Genomic DNA, 22,688 nt, shown 5'->3' with positions numbered 1-22,688 from the left:
GGGCAGGGACTCAGTCGACCTCGGCCACCGCCTGCGCGAACTGGGCCGCGTACAGCCGGGCGTACGCGCCGCCGGAGGACAACAGCTCCTCGTGCGTGCCCTGTTCCACGATGGAGCCGTTCTCCATCACCAGGATCACGTCCGCGTCGCGGATGGTGGACAGGCGGTGCGCGATCACGAAGGACGTACGGCCGTCCGACAGACGGGCCATCGCCTTCTGGATCAGCACCTCGGTCCGCGTGTCCACCGAGCTCGTCGCCTCGTCCAGCACCAGGATCACCGGCTCCGAGAGGAACGCCCGCGCGATCGTGATCAGCTGCTTCTCACCCGCGCTGACGCCCCCGCCCTCGTCGTCCAGGACGGTGTCGTAGCCGTCCGGCAGGGTGCGGATGAACCGGTCCGCGTGCGCGGCCTTCGCCGCCGCCTCGATCTCCGCCCGGCTCACCTTGCGCGAGGCCCCGTACGCGATGTTCTCCGCGATGGTGCCGCCGAACAGCCAGGTGTCCTGGAGCACCATGCCGATCCCGGTCCGCAGCTCCTCGCGCGTCATCCGCGCGATGTCCACCCCGTCCAGCGAGATCCGGCCGCCCGTCACCTCGTAGAACCGCATCAGGAGGTTCACCAGGGTGGTCTTGCCAGCGCCCGTCGGCCCGACGATGGCCACGGTCTGCCCCGGCTCCACCGCCAGCGACAGGTCCTCGATCAGCGGCTTGTCCGGCTCGTAGCGGAACGCCACCTTCTCCAGGGTCACCCGGCCGCGCATGCGCTCCGGTCGCTCCGGAACCTCCGGATCCGGCTGCTGCTCCGCCGCGTCCAGCAGCTCGTACACCCGCTCCGCCGACGCGACCCCGGACTGCACCAGGTTCGCCATCGAGGCCACCTGCGACAGCGGCATCGAGAACTGCCGCGAGTACTGGATGAACGCCTGCACGTCACCGATCGACAGGGTGCCCGAGGCCACCCGCAGACCGCCGACGACCGCCACCAGCACGTAGTTGATGTTCGACACGAAGAACATCACCGGCTGCATGATGCCGCTGACGAACTGCGCCTTGAAACTCGCCTGGTACAAGGCGTCGTTCTGCTCGGCGAAGGTCTCCGCGGACTCCTTCTGCCGGCCGAACACCTTCACCAGCGTGTGGCCCGAGTACATCTCCTCGATGTGCGCGTTCAGCGAGCCGGTGGCCTTCCACTGCCGCACGAACTCCGGCTGCGACCGCTTGCCGATCTTCGCCGCGACCACCACCGACACCGGCACGGTCACCAGCGCGACCAGCGCCAGCAGCGGCGATATCCAGAACATCATCGCCAGCACGCCGACGATGGTGAGCAGCGAGTTCAGCAGCTGGCCCATCGTCTGCTGGAGCGTCTGCCCGATGTTGTCGATGTCGTTCGTCGCCCGGCTCAGCACCTCGCCGCGCTTCTGCTGGTCGAAGTACGACAGCGGCAGCCGCGACAGCTTCGCCTGCAGCTCCTCGCGCATCCGGTACACGCTGCCGTTGATCACGTGGTTCGACAGCCGCGTCGCCACCAGCATCAGCAGGCCGGCCAGCGTGAACACCACCAGCGCCCAGACCGTCACCGCGCCGACCGCACCGAAGTCGATGCCCTGGCCGGGCGTGAAGTCGGTGCCCGCGAGCATGTCCGCCGCGCCGTCCTCGCCGCGGGCGCGCATCCCCTCCAGGGCCTGCTCCTTGGTGATCCCGGCCGGCATCTCCCGGCCCACGATCCCCGCGAACACCAGGTCGGTGGCCCGGCCCAGGATCTTCGGTCCGATCACCGTCATCGCCACGCTGCCGACCGTTGCCGCGACCATGCCCCACAGCTTCACCCGGTCCACGGCGATCTGCCGCAGCAGCCGCTTGCCCGAGTTCTTGAAGTCGAGGGCACCCTGGCCCGACGACCCCATCATCATCCGTCCGCCGGGCCCGCTCATGCGGCTTCCGCCTCCGTCAGCTGGGAGAGCACGATCTCCCGGTAGGTCTCGTTCCCCGCCATCAGCTCGTGGTGCCGTCCCACGCCCACCACCTGGCCCTCGTCCAGCACCACGATCCGGTCGGCGTCCCGGATGGTCGACACCCGCTGGGCCACGATCACCACGGTCGCATCCTCCGTCTCCCGGGACAGGGCCGCGCGCAGGGCCGCGTCCGTCGCGTAGTCCAGCGCCGAGAAGGAGTCGTCGAACAGGTAGATCTCGGGCCGCTGCACCAGCGTGCGGGCGATCGCCAGGCGCTGCCGCTGCCCGCCGGAGACATTGGTCCCGCCCTGGGTGATCGGCGCGTCCAGGCGGCCCTCCAGCGCCTCCACGAACTCCCGGGCCTGGGCGACCTCCAGCGCCCGCCAGAGCTCCTCGTCGGTGGCGTCGGGCCGGCCGTAGCGCAGGTTCGAGGCGACCGTGCCGGAGAACAGGTACGGCTTCTGCGGCACCAGGCCGACCGTCCTGGCCAGCAGCTCGGGATCGAGCCCGCGCACGTCCTCCTCGTCCACCAGCACATCGCCGCCGGTCGCGTCGAACAGCCGCGGGACCAGCCCCAGCAGCGTCGACTTGCCGCTGCCGGTCGAACCGATGACCGCGGTGGTCTCGCCGGGGCGGGCCACCAGGTCCACGCCGCGCAGCACCGGGGCCTCCGCGCCCGGGTACCGGAAGTCCACGCCGCGCAGTTCGAGCAGGCCGCGGCCGGTGACCTCGCGCACCGGTTCGGCGGGCGGGACCACGCTGGAATGGGTGTCCAGGACCTCCTGGATGCGCTCCGCGCACACCTCGGCCCGCGGCACCATCATGAACATGAAGGTGGCCATCATCACGGCCATGACGATCTGCATCAGATACGCCAGGAAGGCGGTCAGCTGGCCGATCTCCATGGCGCCGCTGTCGATGCGCATCGCACCGAACCAGACCACGGCCACGCTGGAGACGTTGATCACCACGATCACCGTCGGGAACATCAGCGCCAGCCACCGGCCCGAGGCCAGGGAGACCTCGGTGAGCCCGGCGTTGGCCTCCCGGAACCGTTCCCGCTCGTAGTCGTCGCGCACGAAGGCGCGGATCACCCGGTTGCCGGTGATCTGCTCGCGCAGCACCCGGTTCACCGTGTCGAGCCGGTCCTGCATCTGCCGGAACAGCGGGCGGGTCTTCATCACGATCGCGCCGACCGAGACGCCGAGCACCGGCACCACCGCGATCAGCACGGTCGACAGCGGGACGTCGAGGGACAGCGCCATCAGGATGCCGCCGACGCACATGATCGGCGCCGACACCATCAGCGTGAACGCCATCAGCACCAGCATCTGGACCTGCTGGACGTCATTGGTGGTACGGGTGATCAGCGAGGGGGCGCCGAACTGGCCCAGCTCCCGGGCGGAGAAGCTCTGCACCCGGTCGAAGACGGCCGCGCGGACGTCCCGGCCGAGGGCCGCCGCGGTCTTGGCGCCGTAGTAGACGGCGCCCGCGTTGCAGATCAGCTGGACCAGCGACATCCCGAGCATCAGGCCGCCGAAGCCCAGGATGTAGCCGGTGTCGCCGTTCACGACACCGTTGTCGATGATGTCGGCGTTCAGCGTGGGCAGATACAGGCTCGCGCTGGTCTGCAGCAGTTGCAGCAGCACCAGGAGGCCGATGGGTTTGCGGTACGGGCCGAGATGGGTCCGCAGAAGTCGTATGAGCACGCGCCAGGCTCCGGGTCGGCAAAGATCGGGGGTCACCCCATCTTCGGGTACCCGCCCTCCCGGCCCCCACCGATTTTCGCAAAGGCGGTCCAAAAGGAGGACCGCCCCGGGACCGCGGTCCCGGCCGTGAGACCTAGGTCAGGCGACGGGCCCGGCGAACGCGCCCGGGTGGATCGACTCCCGGGTGGCGACGTACTGCTGCCGCACCGCCTGCCAGGCCGGCAGGTCCTCGTCCGGCTCGAAGACCTGCGCCGCCGCCGCGGGCCACACCGGCGGGGTGTGCGGGGACAGCGTGCCCCGCGCCGTGCCCAGCGCCCACGCCGCCTGCCGGGCCGCGCCCAGCGCCGCGTAGTCCGCCGGCTGCGGGACCACGACCTGCGTGCCGAACAGCCCCGGCGCCGCGGCCTGCACGGCGGGCAGCTCGGCCGCCGCGCCCAGCAGGAACACCCGCCGGATCCCGACCCCGCGGCTCCGCAGCACGTCCAGGGCGTCCGCCAGCCCGCACAGCATGCCCTCGAAGGCCGCCCGGGCCAGGTGCTCCGGCTTCATCGAGTCCCGGCGCAGCCCCGTCAGGGTCCCGGCGGTGTGCGGCAGGTACGGGGTCCGCTCGCCCTCCAGGTAGGGGAGGAGGACCAGCCCGTGGGCGCCCGGCGTGGACTTCAGCGCCAGCTCGCTCAGCCCGTCCAGGTCGGTGCCCAGCATGTCGGCGGTGCCGCGCAGGGTCCGTACGGCATTGGCGGTGTTCACCACCGGCAGGTGCATGCCGGTGGCGTCGGCGAGCGAGGTGATCAGTCCGCCCGGGTCTGCCAGCGCCTCGTGGTGCACCGCCATGACGGAACCGGACGCGCCCAGCGAGACCACGGCGTCGCCCGGCCCCACGCCCAGGCCCAGCGCGGCGGCCATGGTCTCGCCGGTCCCCGCGGAGATCAGCAGCCCCTCCGGGGTGGTGCCGGCGGCGTCGGCCGGGCCGAGCACCTCCGGCAGCATCGACATGTGGCCGAGCGCGAGCTCGACCAGGTCGGGGCGGTAGGAGCCGGTGGCCGCCGACCACCAGCCGGTGCCGGAGGCCCCGCCGCGGTCGGTGGTGCGCCGGGCCGGCCGGCCCAGCAGCTGCCAGACCAGCCAGTCGTGCGGCTGCATCAGGACCGCGATCCGGCGGGCCGCGTCCGGCTCGTTCCGGGCCAGCCAGGCCAGCTTCGCCAGGGGCTGCGTGTGCTGCGGGACGGAGCCCACGGCCTCCACCCAGGCGGCCCGGCCGCCGAGCCGCTCCACCAGGTCGGCGGCCGCGACCTGGGCCCGCATGTCGTTGCCGACCAGGGCCGGACGGACCAGCGCCCCCTGCGCGTCCAGCGGCAGCAGCGCGCGCTGCTGCGCGGAGACGCCGATGGCCTGGACGCCTTCGAGGATCCCGCCGCCGGCCGCCTCGCCCAGCGAGAGCAGCCAGCCCTGCGGATCGGTCTCGTACGGGTCGGCGTCGGCCGCGGGCTGCGGATGGGGCGCGTACCCCTGGCGCAGCACCGCGCCCGTTTCCGAGTCGCAGACGACGATGCGAGTGAAGGCGGAAGAGCTGTCCAGCCCGGCGACTATCCCCATGCGGAGAATTCTGCCGCACCCGCCGCACCGGCCGGAGGCCCGGGAAGCCCCGGAAGGCCCGGGGAAGCCCCGGGACGCCGGGTCGGCACGCCCGGCCGGCGCGCCCGGCCGGCACGCCTGGCCGGCACGGCCGTGGCCGGACCCGGCTGGTGCCGGTGCCCCGGCCGCGGGTGGTGCCGGTCCCCCGGGGCTCAGCCGGTGCCGGTACTCCGGGCCTCGGCTCGTGCCGGTACCCCGGGCCTCGGCTCGTGCCGGTACCCCGGGCTCAGGTGTTGCTGGTGCCCCAGTCGTCGTCGGGCCCCTGCCGGCGGTCGCGCAGCGAGCGCACCCGCCGGGCCACCGGCTCCGGCAGGGAGTCCCCGAACCGGTCGCCCACCACCGCGAAGGCCTTGCCCGCGTACTGCCGCGAGCTCGCTCCGGCCTGCTCGGCGGCGTTCCGCACGACCGGGTTCTGCGCCAGCTCCCGCGCGGACTTCTTCAGCTGCTCGTAACGCTCCCGCCCCGCACGTGTCCCGAGGACGTACCCGAGGGCGAGTCCGACGGCGAACGTGACCTTGTAGCGCATGCCCTGCCACCCTTCGTCGATTCGGTGCCCGGCCTGCTCTCGATACCGATTGGCGGAGCACCCCCCTGCTTGCGCTAATCTATGTCTCGCAGCGAGCGACCGCCCCCCGGCGAGGCCGGAGGTGGGTCTGTTCGGTGCAACGCAGCAATCCCCTGTAGCTCAATTGGCAGAGCAGCCGGCTGTTAACCGGCAGGTTACTGGTTCGAGTCCAGTCGGGGGAGCGCGATCCCCTGTAGCTCAATTGGCAGAGCATTCGGCTGTTAACCGGAGGGTTGCTGGTTCGAGTCCAGCCGGGGGAGCGATCAGGAAGAGGACCCCCGAGTGGGTCCTCTTCTTTTTCCTGTCGTTTTTTCCGCCCGGTCCTGGAACCAGGCAGCCCTCAACGCGGTCTCACTGGGCAGGCGTGGCCGATCATGCGAGGCACACGGAGCAGGAGATCGTATGAGCGGCTATGCTGCGGCAGACGGCGCGCACACATGTACGCGCCACGCCGTGGAGGGGCGGTAGCTCAGCCGGTTAGAGCAGCGGACTCATAATCCGTCGGCCGTGGGTTCGAGTCCCACCCGCCCCACCGCAGGATTGGTCGGAAGAAACGTTCCGGCTGGTGACCTTGGTGCCCCGCCCAGACCTCTGGGCCGGGGCACTTCGCCGTTTACGGGGCCGGATGCGTGACCTTGGGCTGTGGCGGGTTGTACGGCCGGGTGTGCGGTGCCTGAATGGCCGGGTGGGGCTGCGGCGGCTCGGTAAGGGGAGTTGGCATGTCACGGGTCACGGTCAACGGCGTCGGTCTGTTCTACGAGGCGGGCGGGGACGGCGAGCCGCTGGTGCTGGTGCACGGCTCCTGGGGCGACCACCGCAGCTGGGAGCCGGTGCTGCACGGGCTCGCGCTGCGGTACCGGGTGCTGGTCTACGACCGCCGCGGGCACAGTGAGAGCGAGGACGGGACGGGGCCGGGCTCCCGGGTCCAGGACGAGGACGATCTGGCGGCGCTGATGGAGACCCTGGGGTTCGCCCCGGCCTTCGTCGCCGGGAATTCCTTCGGTGCTTCGATCGTGCTGGGGCTGGCTGCCCGGCGCCCCGGACTGTTCCGGGCGGTGATCGCGCACGAGCCGCCGCTGACGGGGCTCGTGGAGGGCGGGCCGCAGGGCGGCGGGACGCTCGGGGCGGTCCTTGCCCGGCTTCGGGCCGGGGAGACGCTCGCGGGGGCCCGGCAGTTCGCGGAGGAGGTCACCTTCGGGGCGGGGGCCTGGGACCGGCTCCCCGCGGAGGTCCGCGAGACGTACCTGGCCAACGCGCACACCTGGGTGGACGAACAAGACGACCCGCAGTGGGCGGAGCTCGACCTCGGCCGGCTGTCCGGGTACACCGGCCCGGCGCTGCTGACCGGCGGCACCGAGAGCCCGCCCTGGTTCGGGGCGGTGCTCGACCGGCTGGCCGGCGAACTTCCGCGGGCCGAGCGGCACACGTACGAGGGTGCCGGCCACGTACCCCACGTCACGCATCCGGCCGAGTACGTGGACCGGGTGACGGCCTTCCTCGAAGGGGCGGCCCGGACGGCGCCCTGACCGGCGCCCCGGCACCGGAGCGGTGGCGGGGCGCCGGGGATCAGAGTTTTTCCGTTTCGTCCGCCAGGTGGCGCAGGACGTCCGTCAGGTCGTGGCGGCGGGCGTAGGCGGCGCGCTGGCGGTGGGCGCCGGAGCCGTCGCGGAGCAGGGCGGTCAGGGTGTCGGCGGCGTGATCCAGGTCACCCGCCGCGGCGAGTTCCGGTCCCACGTGGTCGAGCAGGGCCTCCGCCAGGTCGGCGGCGGGGAGTTCGGTGCCCGTGTACGGGTCCAGGCCGAAGCCCTCCAGGCCGTCGTGCGCCGCCCGCCAGCGGGCCAGGCGCAGGACGTCGTCCCGGGCCTCCTTGGCGGGGTGCTGCTCGGCGATCTCGCGCAGGGCGGTGGCCACCAGCGCGCGGGCGAGTTCCGCCTGGAGCACGGCGGTCTCGATGCCGGGGGACATGTCGGGCGCCCGGATCTCGAGCGTCGGCCAGTTTCCGGAGGGGCGCAGGTCCCAGTAGACCATCTTGGTGTCGAGCGCCGCCCCGGAGCCGAGCAGCGCCTGCACCGACCGCCGGTAGTGGGCGGTGGAGGTGAAGTGCGGCGGGAGTCCCGCCGAGGGCCAGGCGGACCAGGCCATCGCCCGCCAGCTGGCGTGACCGGTGTCACGCCCCTGCCAGAACGGCGAGTTGGCCGCCAGTGCGATCAGCGTGGGCAGCCACGGCCGGACCCGGTTGGCCACGGCCACCGCGGAATCCACGTCGAGGGTGCCGATGTGGATGTGCCGCCCGCAGCCGACCAGGGTGTCGGTGAGGGCGCCGAACCGCCGGTGCTGCTCGCGCTGGCGCGGTTCGTCGTCGGTCAGGTGCAGCGGCCCGTCGAGGGCCACCACCGGGGACGGGCTGGCCAGCAGTCGGCAGCCGTGTGCCCGGGCCGCGTCCGCGAGGCCGCGCCGCAGTGCGGCGAGTTCCGCGCGCAGGGTGGGGGCCGAGTCGGCGACCGGGGTGGAGATCTCCACCTGGTAGCGGGTGCCCTCGGCGTGCAGCCGCGGGGTCGCCCCGCCGGCCGTGTCGAGGACGAGCGGTGCCGCCGGGACCACCTTGAAGGTGTGGGCGTCGACGAGCAGGAACTCCTCCTCGACCCCGACCGTGAGCGGGACGGTGCCGGTCCGCCCCCGCGGGTGAAGCGTGTTGCTCGCTGTTCCTTTGCCAGGTTCGATCACTACGCCTCCCTGGACATACACGTCTTTTCATCATGAGGTGAGGGGAGGCGGGTAACCCGCGTCGATTCAGTCAAATGTCATGGGACGGTGGCGCGTTACCGGCCCGGCGCGGTAAGGGGAGGGGCCTCAGGGTCCGGTGTGCGGGCGGTGTGGGCGAGTGTCCCGTGGGACCCGGCCGGGACCGGCCCGGATCCGGTCGGGGTTCGGCCCGGATCCGGTCGGGATCCGGTCGGGATCCGGTCGGGATCCGGCCGGTGTCCGTGATCCGGCCCGGATCCGACGTGATCCGGCCCCGGCGTCCCGAGGGATGAAATTCGAGTCGTCCTCGAACGGCGGCTGGTTACCATCCCGTGTGACTGGTACGACCTCTTCCACCGAGCCGGACGGCCCGGCCGCCCCCGCGCGGCGGCGCGTACTCGCCGACCTGACACCCCTGCGCGTCTCGCCCGACTACCGGCGGCTGTGGGTCGGCAACACCGTCTCCTGGATGGGTTCTGCCATGACCGCCTTCGCGGTCTCGCTCCAGGTGTACGACATCACGCGGTCCAGCTTCTCGGTCGGCCTCGTCGGCCTGTGCTCGCTCGTCCCGCTGGTCGTCTTCGGCCTCTACGGCGGGGCCGTCGCCGACTCCGTCGACCGTCGCAAGCTCGGCCTGTACAGCGCGAGCGCCCTGGCCGCCCTCTCCGTGGTGCTGGCCACGGCCGCGCTCCTCGACTACCACCGGGTCTGGCTGCTCTACACGGTCGTCGCGCTCCAGGCGGTCTGCGGGGCGCTCAACGCGCCCGCCCGCTCGGCCATGGTCCCCCGGCTGCTGCCGCCCGAACAGCTGCCCGCCGCCAACGCCCTGCAGTCGGTGACCACCACCTCCGGTTTCGTGGTCGGCCCGGCGCTGGGCGGCTTCATCGTCGGCCTCTTCGGCTTCCAGACCGCCTACCTGATCGACGCCGTCGCCTTCTCCGGCGCCCTCTACGCCATGTGGCGGCTGCCCCCGATGCGGCCGGACCGCGCCGAGGACAAGCGGGGCCGGGCCTCCGTCCTGGACGGGCTGCGCTTCCTCGCCACCCGCCCCAACGTCCGGATGACCTTCTTCTCCGACATGTGCGCCATGGTGCTGGCCCAGCCCAAGGCGCTGTTCCCGGCCATCGCCGTGGTCTGGTACGGCGGCGACGCCAAGGTCGCGGGGCTGCTCGGCGGCGCGACGGCGGCCGGGGCCCTGCTGGGCGGGCTGTTCTCCGGCTGGCAGGGCCGGATCCGCCGGCACGGGCTGGCGATCGTGCTGTCGGTGGCCGGCTGGGGGCTGGCCATCGCCGTGTTCGGCCTGACCCGGAACCTCTGGCTCGGGGTGATCTTCCTGGCCCTGGCCGGCTGGATGGACACCGTCTCGATGGTGTTCCGCACGACCATGCTTCAGGCCGCCACCCCCGACGACATGCGCGGCCGGCTGCAGGGCGTGTTCATCGTGGTCGTCGTGGGCGGGCCGCGGCTCGGCGATTTCCTGGCCGGGTCGGTCGCCGACCTGACCTCCCCGACCCTCGCGATCACCGGCGGCGGCCTCGCCTGCGCCGTCGCCGTCGGACTGCTGGCCCTCCGCTGGCGCGGCTTCGCCCGCTACGACGCGCGGACCCCGGAGGCGTAGCGGGCCACCGGCCCCACCGGCCCCACCGGTCACGGCCCGGGGCCTTCCGTGAGGGAGGGCGGAGAGCCGGTGCGCGGCCGGCCGTACGGTTCAGGGCTCGGGTTCGTCCCCCTCGTCGGCGCGGGGACCCCCGCCTTCCCGGCGGCGGGCTTCGTCGAGCTCCTTCATCCGGCGGTGGACCTGTTCCCGCAGGCTCTTCCCCTCCGTGGGCGGCGGGGCGGCCGCCGCGGCCGGCCGGATCCTCCGGCGCAGCTCCTCCGCGCGGGCCTCGCGCTGCCGGGCTTCCTCGTCCTGCCGGGCTTCCGCGTCCTGCCGGGCTTCCGCGTCCTGCCGGCCGTCCTCGTCCTGCGGGCCGTCCTCGTCCTGTCGCGCATCCTCCTGCCGGGCGTCCTCGCCGTCCCGTGCGCCGTCATTCGGCTCCGCGTCCTCAGGCACCGGGACCCCGCCCGTCGTTCCACGCCTCCCTCGCCGGGTTCGAGACCTTCAGGTGCTCGATCCGGGCGCGCCACGCCCCGGCCCGGGCGCCGGTGGACTCCTTGGCCTTCGCCGTGAGCGCCCTCGCGGCACCGAAGCGCCGGGAGCCCGGCCCGTCGGCGGCGAGGCGGCCGACCGTCTTGGTCCTGGCGTCGATGGCCGCGCGGAGACTGCCGCTCCCGGTGAGGCGGCCGAGGCTGACGAACTCGGGCTCGTCCCCGCCGAACCAGGTCTGCTGCCACCACTGGTCCGTGACCGGATCGCGCCAGCTGATGTAGCCGCCGGGCAGTACCTGCCGGGGCTCCTTGATGTGGCCCCCGAAGCTGTAGCGGACGCCCTCGACGGCCACCGGGTCGTAGAAGCGGGGCGTGAAGAAGTCCGAGACGAGCAGGCCGTTGACGGTGTACCCGAACTCCGCGGCCTCGGACGGGTCGGCCACCTCCACGAGGAACTCGACCTGACCCTGGTCCGGGTGCGGTGACCTGCCGGAGACCAGGCGGTTCCCGAACGGGTCGGCGCACATCTCCAGCATCTCGTGGCTCGCCGTCAGCGACCAGCTGTCGCTGAACTCGATGAGGGAGAACGGCTGGCCGTTGTCGTCGGTGTGGAAGCCCGCCGCGTCGGGCACGTCGTCGACCACGATCAGCGGCCAGTAGCCCACGGGCACGTCCTCGAGCCTGTCGAAGGCGTCCATGGTCGTGTCGACCTGCCAGATCGGACCGAAGTCACGGGTGGCCTGCTTCTGCAGCGCGGCGGCCACCCGGTTGAGCTGCGAGGCGCTGATCGTGTGGGTGCGGGTCTCGGACACCAGGGCGAGCTGGATGACGAACATCGGGGCGGCTGCCTTTCGTTCGGGACGGCGCCACCGAGCTTCGCCCCGGACCGGGCCGGTCATGCCCGCGCGGGTCCGGCTGCGCGGACTTTCCCATTCGATCGGCTCACGCCGTTGGCCCGCCTGGACCCGCGCCGCCCACGTCCCCCCTGCGCCCGCCGCCCGGGCCTGCCCCGGGGGCCTGATGCGTGCAGAAGTTGGCGAGTTCGTTTCCCTCGTGTTGCAGAGCCTTCCCCTTTGTTTCTAATCGTCATATGACAGTTCGGACGTCCATATGACCCCCGCCCCCGATCCAGGAGGAAGGCCGCCATGCGCCTCCGTACGCTCGCCGCCACCGCCGTGGCCACCGCCGCGCTGTCGAGCGCGCTCGCCCAGCCCGCCGGGGCGTCCCCCGCGGGCGGCGGCGCAGCCTCCCGCGCCTGCTCCCCGTACCTCTCCGTGGCGGGCTACTCCGACGCGCTCGACAAGACCACCGTCGGCGGCCGCCTGGTCGGCGGGATCTCGGGAATCGCGGTCGACCGGGACGGCAGCATCGCCGCCGTCTCCGACCGCTCGGCGCTGTTCAGGATCGAGACCGGCCGCGGGGACACCCCCGAGGCCACCGCCACCGCGCAGCTCCCGCTCGCCGACGGAGCCGGCCGGCCCGTGGACTCCGAGGGCATCGCCGTCGACCGTGACGGCACCTACCTGGTCACCGACGAGTACGCCCCGGCGATCAACCGCTACAGCCGCACCGGGAAGCTGCTCGGCACCCTGCCCGTCCCCGAGGCGTTCCGGCTCGCGCCCGAGGGCCGCGCCACCGCCAACCAGACCTTCGAGTCGCTGACCCTGCTGCCGGGCGGCAACACCCTGGTCGCGGGCGTCGAGGGCCCCCTCTCCGGGGACGGCGCGGACGCGCGGGGCCGTACCCTCCAGCGCATCCAGACCTGGGAGCGGCGCGGGAACGGGGAGTTCGTCCTCGGCCGGCAGTACGCGTACGCCGTCGACCCCGGCCACGGACTGGTCGAGCTGGCTCCCACCAGGGACGGGCGGCTGATCGTCCTCGAACGCGGCTTCACCCGGGACTTCGCCATCACGGTGCGCCTGTACGTCGCCGACCCGCTGCTCGCCACCGACACCCGCCGGGTGGAGCGGCTGACCGACGGCCCCGGCCTGCGGACCGCCCGCAAGACCCTGATCGGCGACCTCGACACCTGCCCCACCCTCGGCGCCCCGTCGAAGCTGCCGCAGAACCACCCGCTGGTCGACAACGTCGAGGCGATGGCGGTGACCGAGCGGGACGGCGGCCGGCGCCTCCGGCTGCTGCTCGCCAGTGACGACAACGAGCGGCCCGAGCAGATCACCCGCCTCTACGCGATGGACGTGACGCTGCCCGCGCGCGGTCTCCCCGGACCGCACGCGGGCTGAGCCACCGGCCCGTGCGCGGGCTGAGCCACCGGCCCGGCGGAGCCGGCACTTCCCGCGGTGTGCGTCAGGGCTTCCCGGCGCCGACGGCGACGATGCCGCGGGCGACCCCCAGGTCCACCAGGTCCTGGGGGCGCAGCCGTAGCTGGTCGGCGGTGGCCGGGGCCTGGTCGGCGGGTCGTTTGAGGATGGCGGCGGCCAGTTCCGGCGCGATGACGGAGAAGTAGCTGTCCGGGGTGACCCAGGTGTTGCCGGGGGCGGCCAGGGCCAGCGCGCCGCCCGAACCGCCCTCCCCGATGAGCAGGGTGGTGACCGGGACGGTCGCCGCCGCCACGGCCGCGAAGGCGTCGGCGATGGCGGCGCCCGCCCCGGCGTGCTCGGCGGCCGCGTCGTTGGCCGCACCGGGGGTGTCGACCAGGGTGAGCACCGGGATCCCCAGCCGGTCCGCGAGCCGGATCAGCCGGGCCGCTGCGCGGTAGCCGGCGGGGCGGGTGGCGGTGCCGCACTGGGCGGCGTAGGCGATGGTCCGGCCGCCCCGGAGGCCGAAGCCGCACAGCAGGCCGGGGTCGGTGCCGCCGGCCCGGTCGCCGGAGAGCGGCAGCCGGTGGTCGAAGTACGCGTCCAGGTACGCGGCGGCGCGCGGGCGCTCGGGGCGCCGTGCCAGGCGTACGGCGTCCCAGCCGGTCTCCGGCGGTGTGACCTCGGCCAGTGCGGCGGGCGGTTCGGCGGGGGCGGGGACAGGGACGGGGCCCGGGTGGCCCGGGTGCGGGCCGGCGAGCAGGCGGAGCCAGCCGGCCAGGGTTTCGCGGAGCTCCGGGGCGGGCACGACGGCGTCCACGTGGCCGGCGGCGTACTGGCCCTCGGCGGTGTACGCGGCGGGGTCGGCGTCGGCCGGCCGCACCCGGGAACCGGCGAAGCCGACCTGGGCGCCGGGCAGGGCGAGGACCACGTCGGCGCCCGCGCCGAGGGTGGCCCAGCCACCGCCGGTGGTGGGGTCGCGGAGCACGGCGATCTGCGGCAGGCCGGCGGCCCGGGTGAGCACCGACTGCCGGGCCACCCGCTGGAGCTGGGTGAGCGCGAGCATGCCCTCCTGCATACGGGAGCCGCCGGTGGCGATCAGGGAGACCAGGGGGAGCCGGTGCTCGCGGGCGTGGCCGTACGCGGCCTCCAGGCGGTCGCCGGTCTGCCGGCCCAGGGAGCCGCCGAGGAAGCCGAACTCGAAGGAGACGAGCACGGCTTCGCGGCCGCCGATGCGGGCGGTCCCGATGACCGCGGACTCCCGCTCGCCGGTACGGGCGGCAGCGCGGCCCCGGGAGGCGTCGTAGCCGGCCCAGCGGATGGGGCCGTCGGGGCCATCGGGGCCGCCTTGGCCGTGTGCGTCGGACTGCCTTGCGGGCGCGGGGAGTTCGGCGAAGGTGTCGGGGTCGGTGACGGTGGCGATTGCCGCGCGGGCGGAGAGTCGGGTGGTCACCCAGCCACAGTAGGCCGCGCGGGTCGGGCGGGGCTGTGGCGCGCGTCGACTGTGCGCCATGCCACGTTGCGGGCGGCCGTGACCCTGCGGCCGTCGGCGGTGCCGGCCGTGCCACGGCCGTGGGGGCAGGGCGGGCGGCTGGACTCCGCCGCCGTGTGGGCAGTCGTGCCGCTCGAGCAGGGGGGACCCCCATCGCCTTGCGGAACGCCTGCCCACACCCCGGGGGCGGTGGCCCCGCCGGGGCTCCGTCAGGGGAGGGGGAGGGCGATTTTGATCGCGTAGGCGGCCACCAGGCCGTAGCCGAGGCGGAAGCTCCAGGTGCGGACCGTGGGGGAGACGCGGGCGCCGGCGAAGGAGCCGATCGCGGCCAGCAACTGCTGCCAGGCCATGGACGCGATCAGGACGCCGAGGACGAAGGCCGTGGCCTGGCCGGTGCCGTGCAGTTCGGCGCCCTGGGCCGTGGTGAGGGCCGCGAAGTAGAGCGCGGTGGTCGGGTTGACCGCGGTCAGGGCGACGTAGCGGGCGAACACCCGGCCCGCGCCCGTGCTCCCGCCCGTTCCGGGTGCCGCGGCCGTGGTCGGGACCGTTCCCGCGCCGGTGGCCGTCCCCGCCTCGCCGTTGGCGGGTGCCGTGGCCGGGGCGCCGGCGGGAGCGGGAGCGGGAGCCGGTGCGCGGTTCCGGGTGCGGACCGTGGACCACAGGCCGTGGCCGGACAGGGCCAGCAGGATCACGGCCGCGGCCAGCCGGACCCAGGCCTCGACCGGGGTGACGTGGGAGGCCACCCAGGGGCCCACCACCACGGCCACCGCCGCGTAGCCGAAGTCCACCGCCGCGATGCCCGCGGCCCCCGCCACCGCCGCCCGCCGCGACCGCAGGGCCTCCTGCAGCAGCAGCACGCTCATCGCGCCCATCGGTACGGCGACGCCCAGACCGGCAACCGCCCCGGCGGCGCCGGAGCTCATCCATGCACTCATGCGCGGCAGCCTGCGAGCGCCGGCCGGGGCGGCGCGGGCGGATATCGGCCGGGACTGCGAGAATCGCGGCATGGACCGCCTGGACAGTGAAATCCTCGGCATCCTGCAGCAGGATGCGCGGATCTCGTACCGCGACCTGGGCGTCCGTGTCGGGCTCAGCGCCAACGCGGCCGCCGACCGGGTGCGGCGGCTGCGCCGCGACGGGATCATCCGTGGCTTCACCACGCTCGTCGACCCGGCCGCCGACAGCCGGGGCGGGCTGCTCGTCTTCATCGACGTCACCCTGCGGCTGGACACCAGCAACGACGAGTTCGAGCGGGCGATCGCCAAACTGCCCGGCATCACCGAGGCCGTGCACGTCACCGGCGCGCACGACTACCTCGTACGGGCCCGTGCCGCCGATCCCGCCGCCCTGGACACGCTGCTGCGCCGGCTCAAGACCGAGGCCGGGGTCGCCCAGTCCAACACCCGGATCGCGCTGCGGGCGGCCAACCGGGGAGGGCCCGGCACCGGCCCCGGCCCATGTCCCGGCACCGGCCCCGCCGTCACCCCGCCTTGAGCGGCCGGTCCGGGGCCAGGTGGTTCGCGATCGCCACCAGGACGTTCGTGCTCGCGTTCTGCACCGTGCTGCCCGGGCCCTGCGTCGCCACGGTCGGGACCGCCAGCTTCTTCGACGGCAGGTACGCCACCGTGCCCGCGTAGCCGGCGAAGGACGGGTTCTGCACGATCCAGCCGTTCTGGACGGCCAGCCCCAGCGCGTACGAGAGGTTCCCGTCGATCTTCGAGACCGGTGTGAGCTGGGTCCGGTGCGACTCGGGGCTGAGCAGCGTGCCCTCGCCGATCGCCGCGAAGGACTTCACCATGTCCGTGAGGGTGCCCGTCATCACCGCGCCCGGCGCCAGCGTCCACGAGGGGTTCCAGTAGGTGGAATCCTCGAACACGCCCCGCTCGTTGTCGAAACCGTGCAGCACCGGCGGGTCGATCACCGCGGTGTCCGGGTTGCCGGTGGCGGTCAGCCCCATCGGCCCCAGGATCTGCTCCCGCATCACCTCGGCCAGCGGTTTCCCCTCCACCTTGGAGATGATGTCGCCGAGGATGACGAAGTTCGCGTGCGAGTAGGCGAATCCCGACCCGGGCTGCCGCACCAGCGGCTTGGCCACCGAGATCTTCACCAGCTCCTCGGCCGTCCACTGCCGGAACGGGTTCTTGTAGAGGGCGGCGATGAATCCGTCGTCCCGCACGTAGTCGGCGTAGCCGGAGGTGGTGGCGGCCAGCATCCGCAGCGTGATCCGGTCCGCGTGCGGCAGGTCCGGCCGCCAGCGGGAGATCTTGTCGTCCAGTCCGACCCGGCCCTGGTCGACGAGCCGCAGCAGTTCGGTGGACAGGTACGGGATCGCGACCGCGCCGATCCGGAAGCGCATGTCCGGCGTGGCGGGGATGCCGGTCATCGTGTGCCCCGCCGCGGTGGAGGCGACCTTCTCGCCGTTCACCCACACCTCGGCCATGGAGGCGGTGAGCTTGAACCTCGCCAGGGAGTCGGCGACCTGCCGGCGGGTGAACTCCGCCGTGTCCGCCGGGAGGCAGGTGCCGCCCCGGACGGTCTGGCCCGAGGGGCACTGGCGTTCCGCGCTCTCGGCCGTGCCGAGCCCGTGGCCGGCCGCCAGGGAGACTCCCAGCAGCGCGTTCAGGCAGAGCAGCGTGATCGTCCTGGGACTGTGCACCGCGCAACCTCCAGTCGGCTCGGGTGCCCGCCCGTCAGAGGGCGGACTCCCAGGTCAGAGTCGTTCCCCGGGTCCCCGTCCCGGTGAGGCCGTCGTCCGTCACGGTCAGGCGTACGAGCGCCGGTGCCGCTTCCACCTCCACGTCCACGGAGGTCACCCCGGTCCGCCGGTGCACCGCCGCCAGCGCGCCCCGCAGGGCCGCCAGCAGCCCGGCCGCCACCGGCTCCGGCACCAGCGCGTCCACCGCCCCCGCGAACCGCACGGACGGCTGGAACCCGAACAGCACCCCCGCCCCGCCGGTTTCCCTCAGTACCCGGCCCCGGAACGTGGCCGGGGCGTCCGCCGGGGGCTGCTGGAGCGCGAAGATGGCCGTACGGACCTCCTGGATGGTGGAGTCCAGTTCGTCCACCGCCCGGCCCAGGTCCTTGCCCACACCGTCGTCGGCGGGGGAGCCGGAGGACCGCCGCCGGGTGCTCTCCAGCATCATCTCCGTCGCGAACAGCCGCTGTACCACCAGGTCGTGGAGGTCCCGGGCGATCCGGTCCCGGTCCTCGTACACGGCCAGCTGCTCGCGGTCGTGCTGGGCGTGCGCCAGGACCAGGGCGAGTGCGGCCTGCGAGGCGAACTGCGAGGCCAGCAGCCGGTCCACGGCGTCGTACGGGGTGTCGCCGCGGGCCCGCGGCAGTGCCAGGGTGCCGATCAGCCGGCCGCCGCTCTGCAGCGGGAGCAGCATGCTCGGGCCGAACCGCTCGGCCACCCGCGTGGTCATCCGCGGGTCGGTGGCCGAGTCCTCCACGAACACCGGTTCGCCGCCCAGCAGCTGCTCCAGCACCGGGCTGCCGGGTGCGATGGTGGTGCCGACCAGATCGCCGGGGTCGCCGTGGGTGGAGGCGGCCACGATCTCCATGCCGCCCGCCGGGGTGGGCTGGAGCACCACCCCCGCCGCGGCGTCGGCCAGCAGCCTGGCCCGTTCGGCGACGCACATCAGGGCGTCCTGGGCGGGGCGGCCGGTCAGCAGGGCGGTGGTGACGGCCGCCGCGCCCTCGATCCAGCGTTCCCGGCGGCGCGCGGTGTCGTACAGGCGGGCGTTGCCGATGGCGATGCCGGCCTGGGAGGCCAGTACCCGGAGCAGGGCGAGGTCCTCGTCGGTGAACGGGCCGCCGTCCCGCTTGTCGGCGAGGTAGAGGTTGCCGAGCACGTCGGTGTGCACCCGGATCGGGACGCCGAGGAAGGAGTGCATCGGGGGGTGGCCGGGCGGGAAGCCCGCCGAGCGCGGGTCGGCGGAGACGTCCGGTACGACCAGCGGCCGGGGATCGCGGATCAGGGTGCCCAGCAGACCGGACCGGCCGTCGGGGAGGTACGGGATCCGGGCCCGTTCCTCGTCCGTCAGGCCGGCGGTGTACAGCTCGGTGAGCCGGCCGCGCTCGGGGTCGACGACCCCGAGGGCGGCGTAGCGGGCACCGCACAGTTCGGCCGCCGAGTCCACGATGTGCTGGAGGGTGGAGTGCAGTTCCAGCCGGGAGCCGACATTGAGGACGGCCTCCAGCAGCACCGGCAGCCGGGGCTGCTCGGCTTCCCCGGCCAGCTCAGCCTTCCCGGACTGCTCAGCCTTCCCGGACTGCTCAGCCTTCCCGGAGGGCGCGGCCGCCCCGGACCGCGAGGCCGCCCCGGGCGGTTCCGCCCGTCCGGGCGTTTCCGGCCGCCCGGGACGGTGGTCGTGCGGCGGCTCCGCGTTCATTCGGCCATGGGGTCGAGGACCATCGGGGAGATCTTCCCTTCCAGCATGGCGCCGAGGCCGAGGATGGCGCAGAGGTCGGGCCGTTCCGCGATGGCCACGGGCATCCCGGTGGCCTCCCGCAGCAGCTGGTCCAGGCCGGGCAGCACCGCGCTGCCGCCCACCATGACGATCCCGCGGTCCGTCAGGTCCGCGACCAGGTCCGGCGGGCAGTCCCGCAGCACCTTGCCGATGACGTCCGGTACGGCGATCAGCGGGGTGTGGATGGCGTTGCGCACCGCAGCCGTGTCCACCTGCACCGAGCGGGCCAGGCCGGTGGCCACGTCCAGACCGGTGATGAGGGTGGAGCTGGGGCCCCCGGGGGTGAGGCCGCTGTCGTGCAGGGCGACCTGGAGCGGCCGTACGGCCTGGCTCGGCAGCATCAGCTTGTGGGCGAGCCGGAGGTGCTGGACCACGGCGTGGTCCACCGCCTCGCCGCCCACCGGCACCCGTTCGGCCGTCACCACCGAGCCCAGGGAGAGGACCGCCACCTGTGTGGCCGCCGCCCCGCACACCATGATCATGGTCGCGGTGGGCTGCTCCACCGGCAGGCCGCAGCCCACGGCCGCCGCGATCAGGGTGTCGACCAGCTCCACCCGCCGGGCGCCGAGTCCGACCAGGGTCTCCACGGTGGCCCGCTGCGCCAGGGGGTCGGCGTCGTGCGGGGTGCAGGCGGCCGCCCGCAGCCGGGGCTTGCGGCGGAGGGCGCGGCGGAGCTTCTCGCCCAGGAGGTGACGCAGCATCCGCTGCGCCATCTCGATGTCGACGACGGTGCCGCCGGAGACGGGGCGGACCACCCGGATGTAGTGCGGGGTGCGGCCGGTCATCCGTTCGGCGAAGCTGCCCACGGCGATCAGCGCTCCGGTGCGCGTGTTGATCGCGGCACAGCTGGGCTCGTCGACCACCAGACCGACGCCCTTCACGTACACGCGGGTCCGGGCCGCCCCCAGGTCGACGGCGACGTGGCAGCGGCGCAGCTGCTCAAGACTGACGGTCACGGATCCTCCCGAGAGCGCTGACGCAGGAAGTCCGGCGGCTTGCCGGGGTGCATTCCATAACTTTCCCGGCAAAAGAGGCGTACGGCCTGTTGGGCTGCTCCGGTCGAGTGCCGACGGGGGTGCTGCACAGGGGTGGATTTCTGTACCGACAGGCCCGACCATGCCCTGACCGCCTGCGCTACTCGTGCGTAACAAGGTAAAGGGGCCCCGTTGCTGACGACCCGCCAGAGGCCGTGCGCCCACCCGGCAGCCGGCCCGACCACCACCCCGACCCGAGCCACGGCTCTCGTCCCGGCTCTCGTTCCGGCCCGCGTCCTGACGGCCGTCCTGGCGCTCTGCCTCGCCCTCGGCGCGGCTCTGCTCGCGCCGCCGTCCGCCCGGGCCGCCGCGGCCGCCCCCGACGGGGTGGCGGCCCGCAATCCGGTGGTCCTCGTGCACGGTTACAACGCCGACCCCGGGGTCTGGGGTGCCCTGCGCGAGGACCTCCGCGCCGCCGGCTACGCCGACTCCGAGCTGTTCTCCTGGGGTTACGACACCCACCAGTCGGTCAACGAGGTGCTGTCCGGGCGGCTCGCCGCGTACGTGGAGGAGGTGCGGGGGCGGACCGGCGCGGACCGGGTCGACGTGGTCGCGCACTCCTTCGGATCACTGGTGACCCGCTGGTACGTGAAGTTCGGCGGCGGCGACCGGACCGTGGACCACTGGGTCTCGCTGGCCGGTCCCAACCACGGCACCTCCACCGCGTGGGCCTGCGCCCTGTGGGACCAGGCCTGCCGGGACATGACCCCGAACTCCTACGTGCAGAAGAACCTCGCCGCCGGGGACGAGACCCCGGGCGCGGTCCGGTACGCCACGTTCTGGTCGAACTGCGACGAGGTGATCAACCCGGACGGCAGCGTCCCGCTGACCGGGGCGCTGAACACCGGCGTCGGCTGCCTGAAACACAACGACCTGCTCGGGGACGACAGCACCTCGGCCGGCGTCCGCGCCTTCCTCGCTTCCTAGGCGGGCGACGCACCAGCGTTCGAGGCGGTCACGGCAGGCATCCGTGTGCCACGGAGCGGACCGGGAAGACCGAGGACCCGGCCGGATGCCGTCCTGGATCGCGCGTATTCATCCCGCGCCATCCGGAGTCGTCTGCGCCGACGAGGACCTTCGATCACACAGTGAGCGACCCGCGCAGCCGGCGGGCACGCCGAGACCTCCCACCCCACCGTCGTCTTGCCGACACCGGCACGTCCTCCGATGAGCAGAACCTCTACTTGATCCATGACCGCACCCTGCCACCGAGCAGGCGAACCGCACGAATGCGTTCCGTTCAGGGAGACGGGCTCTGACCCGGGGCGCATCCTTCACCCCCGGGCTCCGGGGACAGTTCCTCGCCCGCCACCGACACCCGCTGGAGCAGCCCGTACGTGAACTCGGCCACGCAGGGCCGCCCCTCCCGTTCGAAGGCCAGCCGCCACCGGGTCGGGGCGGTCCCCTCCATCGGCCGGACCGGGGCGAAGGCGCGGGCCACCTCGTCCACCGTCGCCGACCAGGGGCGCAGGTCCGCCACGCGGTCGAGTACGGGACCCGGTGCGTCCGGTGCCCGCACCAGCCACTCGTTCCACACCGCCCCGCCGGGCCCGGCCAGCACCTCGAACCTCAGGTCCGGCCAGAGGGGCAGCGACCACCGCAGGGCCGTGCACTCCAGGTCCCCGACGGTGCGCGCGGTTTCGGATTCCGGCGGTCCGAGGACCGAACGGTACCGGGCGAGCGACCCGCGGGAGCGCGGCGACCGGACCATCGCCTGCCACTGCCGATTGGCCTCGCGCTGCTCGGCGGCCGAGGCCCCGAGACGGGCCCGGGCCTCCTCGGCGAGACCGGGCCGGAAGTCCGCCATCCGGCGCAGGATCACCAGCTGGAAGGCGCGCGGTCCGAATTTCACACAGGATCCTTACGTCGTCGCGATGCGGTTGTTGTGGAACAGCGCATAGCCTGCGGGCCCCATGGACTACTGCCACGCGTGCCACAGGTACCTCAACGGCGCACTCGCGTGTGCCGGATGCGGGACCCCGGCCGAATACCTCGCCCCCGCACCGGCCGCCGCCGTGCCCGTTTCCGTGCCGGATGGCAGGACCACCGGTACGGGAACGGGCACGGCGGCGGCCGGTGACCCGTACGCGCCCGCAGGCCCCGTCGGCGAGCTGTCGGTGGTCCTCGGCGGGCCGTATCAGGGGCGGGGGCAGGCGCGCGGTGTGGCGCGGCGGCGGGCGGTGCAGCGGCGCCGGCGCCGGACGGCACTGACCGCCGGGCTCGGTCTGCTGGTCGCGGTGGGCGGCGCGGTGCTGCTGGCCCGGATGACGACGGGGACGGAGGCCCAGGACCGGGCCTCGACCGTGCTGCTGCAGGAGGACTCCACCCCGCAGGAGGCGGAGCCGACCGGGACCTCGGGCGTCGGGACGGTCGCGCCCTCGCTGGGACAGGCCCCGCGCTCCTCGGCCAAGCCGAGCCGGGCGGCCCGGACGGCCGCGGGTTCGGCGGCGCCGGGGACGGACGCCTCCCCGGAACCCGATCCGGACGGGGCGGAGACGTCCGCGGAGCCGAGTGCCTCGCCCACCGGGGCCTCGCCGAGCGGGTCGGCGTCACCGCGCCCGTCCTCGAAGAAGACGGGCAAGCCGAAGACCACGGCCTCGGGCGGGGCCTCCCCCTCGGTGTCCCCGTCGAAGCCCTCGCAGCCCACTCCGTCTCCGTCGCCGTCGCCGACGACGGAGTGCAAGTGGTGGCAGATCTTCGGCTGCTGACCGGGGCCTGACGCGAAGGGCTGACCCCGGC

At 73.6% G+C, this 22,688-nt stretch carries 19 protein-coding genes, 3 tRNA genes and 1 pseudogene; 10 read left to right on the top strand and 13 right to left on the bottom strand.

The genetic code is table 11. The features are described 5' to 3' along the window. Nucleotides 1–10: 10 nt before the first annotated feature. From AC067U_RS07695 to AC067U_RS07680, 4 genes are all read right to left on the bottom strand, one after another. Nucleotides 11–1,936, bottom strand: a complete 1,926-nt coding sequence (locus AC067U_RS07695) for an ABC transporter ATP-binding protein (protein ID WP_478828720.1) — start codon at nucleotides 1,934–1,936, stop codon at nucleotides 11–13. Beyond that, nucleotides 1,933–3,666, bottom strand: a complete 1,734-nt coding sequence (locus AC067U_RS07690) for an ABC transporter ATP-binding protein (RefSeq protein ID WP_478828719.1) — start codon at nucleotides 3,664–3,666, stop codon at nucleotides 1,933–1,935. Before AC067U_RS07690 ends, AC067U_RS07695 begins: the two co-directional genes overlap by 4 nt. A gap of 138 nt (nucleotides 3,667–3,804) precedes the next feature. Next, nucleotides 3,805–5,259: an FGGY family carbohydrate kinase gene (locus AC067U_RS07685; RefSeq protein WP_478828718.1), complete on the bottom strand. Its 1,455-nt coding sequence runs from the start codon at nucleotides 5,257–5,259 to the stop codon at nucleotides 3,805–3,807. 265 nt (nucleotides 5,260–5,524) lie between these two features. Beyond that, complete coding sequence (locus AC067U_RS07680) at nucleotides 5,525–5,824, bottom strand: YtxH domain-containing protein (protein WP_478828717.1); 300 nt, start codon at nucleotides 5,822–5,824, stop codon at nucleotides 5,525–5,527. Nucleotides 5,825–5,972: 148 nt separating this feature from the next. Here AC067U_RS07680 and AC067U_RS07675 point away from each other — a divergent pair. From AC067U_RS07675 to AC067U_RS07660, 4 genes are all read left to right on the top strand, one after another. Continuing rightward, nucleotides 5,973–6,045, top strand: a tRNA-Asn gene (locus tag AC067U_RS07675). 5 nt (nucleotides 6,046–6,050) lie between these two features. Beyond that, nucleotides 6,051–6,123: transfer RNA gene (locus tag AC067U_RS07670), tRNA-Asn, on the top strand. A gap of 198 nt (nucleotides 6,124–6,321) precedes the next feature. Beyond that, a tRNA-Ile gene (locus AC067U_RS07665) sits at nucleotides 6,322–6,395 on the top strand. Nucleotides 6,396–6,582: 187 nt separating this feature from the next. Next, nucleotides 6,583–7,389, top strand: coding sequence for an alpha/beta fold hydrolase (locus tag AC067U_RS07660; protein ID WP_478828716.1), 807 nt, complete (start codon nucleotides 6,583–6,585; stop codon nucleotides 7,387–7,389). A gap of 40 nt (nucleotides 7,390–7,429) precedes the next feature. On the opposite strand, the gene AC067U_RS07655 is transcribed toward AC067U_RS07660, so the two are convergent. Further along, the gene (locus AC067U_RS07655) at nucleotides 7,430–8,587 is read right to left on the bottom strand and encodes a carboxylate-amine ligase (protein WP_478828715.1); all 1,158 of its coding nucleotides are present in this window, start codon (nucleotides 8,585–8,587) and stop codon (nucleotides 7,430–7,432) included. A 307-nt stretch (nucleotides 8,588–8,894) separates the two neighbouring features. Between AC067U_RS07655 and AC067U_RS07650 the strand changes: the two genes are divergently transcribed. Continuing rightward, complete coding sequence (locus AC067U_RS07650; protein WP_478828714.1) at nucleotides 8,895–10,223, top strand: MFS transporter; 1,329 nt, start codon at nucleotides 8,895–8,897, stop codon at nucleotides 10,221–10,223. A 90-nt stretch (nucleotides 10,224–10,313) separates the two neighbouring features. Here the strand turns inward: AC067U_RS07650 and AC067U_RS07645 are convergent, their stop codons facing one another. Both AC067U_RS07645 and AC067U_RS07640 read right to left on the bottom strand, forming a co-directional pair. Further along, nucleotides 10,314–10,658, bottom strand: a complete 345-nt coding sequence (locus tag AC067U_RS07645) for a hypothetical protein (protein WP_478828713.1) — start codon at nucleotides 10,656–10,658, stop codon at nucleotides 10,314–10,316. Continuing rightward, the gene (locus AC067U_RS07640; protein ID WP_478828712.1) at nucleotides 10,651–11,529 is read right to left on the bottom strand and encodes a hypothetical protein; all 879 of its coding nucleotides are present in this window, start codon (nucleotides 11,527–11,529) and stop codon (nucleotides 10,651–10,653) included. The genes AC067U_RS07645 and AC067U_RS07640 overlap by 8 nt, the downstream gene beginning before the upstream one ends. Before the next feature lie 309 nt (nucleotides 11,530–11,838). Here AC067U_RS07640 and AC067U_RS07635 point away from each other — a divergent pair, with 309 nt between their 5' ends. Continuing rightward, on the top strand, nucleotides 11,839–12,936 hold the full coding sequence (locus AC067U_RS07635) for an esterase-like activity of phytase family protein (RefSeq protein ID WP_478828711.1): 1,098 nt from the start codon (nucleotides 11,839–11,841) through the stop codon (nucleotides 12,934–12,936). A 64-nt stretch (nucleotides 12,937–13,000) separates the two neighbouring features. Here the strand turns inward: AC067U_RS07635 and AC067U_RS07630 are convergent, their stop codons facing one another. Together AC067U_RS07630 and AC067U_RS07625 are read right to left on the bottom strand one after the other, a co-directional pair. After that, nucleotides 13,001–14,404 (bottom strand): carboxyl transferase domain-containing protein, encoded by a 1,404-nt coding sequence (locus AC067U_RS07630; protein ID WP_478828710.1) that lies wholly within the window; start codon nucleotides 14,402–14,404, stop codon nucleotides 13,001–13,003. 248 nt (nucleotides 14,405–14,652) lie between these two features. Then, nucleotides 14,653–15,378, bottom strand: coding sequence for a LysE family transporter (locus tag AC067U_RS07625; RefSeq protein WP_478828709.1), 726 nt, complete (start codon nucleotides 15,376–15,378; stop codon nucleotides 14,653–14,655). Between the two features lie 70 nt (nucleotides 15,379–15,448). On the opposite strand from AC067U_RS07625, the gene AC067U_RS07620 reads away from it, so the two are divergent. Further along, nucleotides 15,449–15,937, top strand: a complete 489-nt coding sequence (locus AC067U_RS07620; protein ID WP_478828708.1) for an Lrp/AsnC family transcriptional regulator — start codon at nucleotides 15,449–15,451, stop codon at nucleotides 15,935–15,937. Here AC067U_RS07620 and AC067U_RS07615 read toward each other — a convergent pair. Genes AC067U_RS07615 through AC067U_RS07605 form a run of 3 tightly spaced genes read right to left on the bottom strand, consistent with a single transcriptional unit; the run spans nucleotide 15,924 to nucleotide 19,871 of the window. Next, complete coding sequence (locus AC067U_RS07615; RefSeq protein WP_478828707.1) at nucleotides 15,924–17,099, bottom strand: serine hydrolase domain-containing protein; 1,176 nt, start codon at nucleotides 17,097–17,099, stop codon at nucleotides 15,924–15,926. The genes AC067U_RS07620 and AC067U_RS07615 overlap by 14 nt on opposite strands. Before the next feature lie 34 nt (nucleotides 17,100–17,133). Further along, nucleotides 17,134–18,837 carry a GAF domain-containing protein gene (locus AC067U_RS07610; RefSeq protein WP_478828706.1) on the bottom strand — a complete coding sequence of 568 codons (1,704 nt, stop codon included), beginning with the start codon at nucleotides 18,835–18,837 and terminating at the stop codon, nucleotides 17,134–17,136. Next, the gene (locus AC067U_RS07605; RefSeq protein ID WP_478828705.1) at nucleotides 18,834–19,871 is read right to left on the bottom strand and encodes a rod shape-determining protein; all 1,038 of its coding nucleotides are present in this window, start codon (nucleotides 19,869–19,871) and stop codon (nucleotides 18,834–18,836) included. The genes AC067U_RS07610 and AC067U_RS07605 overlap by 4 nt, the downstream gene beginning before the upstream one ends. A gap of 315 nt (nucleotides 19,872–20,186) precedes the next feature. Between AC067U_RS07605 and AC067U_RS07600 the strand changes: the two genes are divergently transcribed. Continuing rightward, nucleotides 20,187–20,876: an esterase/lipase family protein gene (locus AC067U_RS07600; protein WP_478828943.1), complete on the top strand. Its 690-nt coding sequence runs from the start codon at nucleotides 20,187–20,189 to the stop codon at nucleotides 20,874–20,876. Beyond that, nucleotides 20,877–21,023 (top strand): annotated as a pseudogene (locus AC067U_RS07595) (IS5/IS1182 family transposase); the annotation flags it as partial. A 166-nt stretch (nucleotides 21,024–21,189) separates the two neighbouring features. Here AC067U_RS07595 and AC067U_RS07590 read toward each other — a convergent pair. Then, entirely contained in the window at nucleotides 21,190–21,756 is a 567-nt protein-coding gene (locus AC067U_RS07590) for an RNA-binding protein (RefSeq protein WP_478828942.1), read from the bottom strand. Between the two features lie 106 nt (nucleotides 21,757–21,862). On the opposite strand from AC067U_RS07590, the gene AC067U_RS07585 reads away from it, so the two are divergent. Then, nucleotides 21,863–22,657, top strand: coding sequence for an SCO2400 family protein (locus AC067U_RS07585; protein WP_478828704.1), 795 nt, complete (start codon nucleotides 21,863–21,865; stop codon nucleotides 22,655–22,657). The last annotated feature ends 31 nt before the right edge of the window (nucleotides 22,658–22,688 follow it).

This window comes from Streptomyces sp. NPDC043853, from assembly GCF_056436025.1.
Note: the sequence above shows the minus strand (reverse complement) of the source record. Positions and strands in the feature narration are given on the sequence as shown.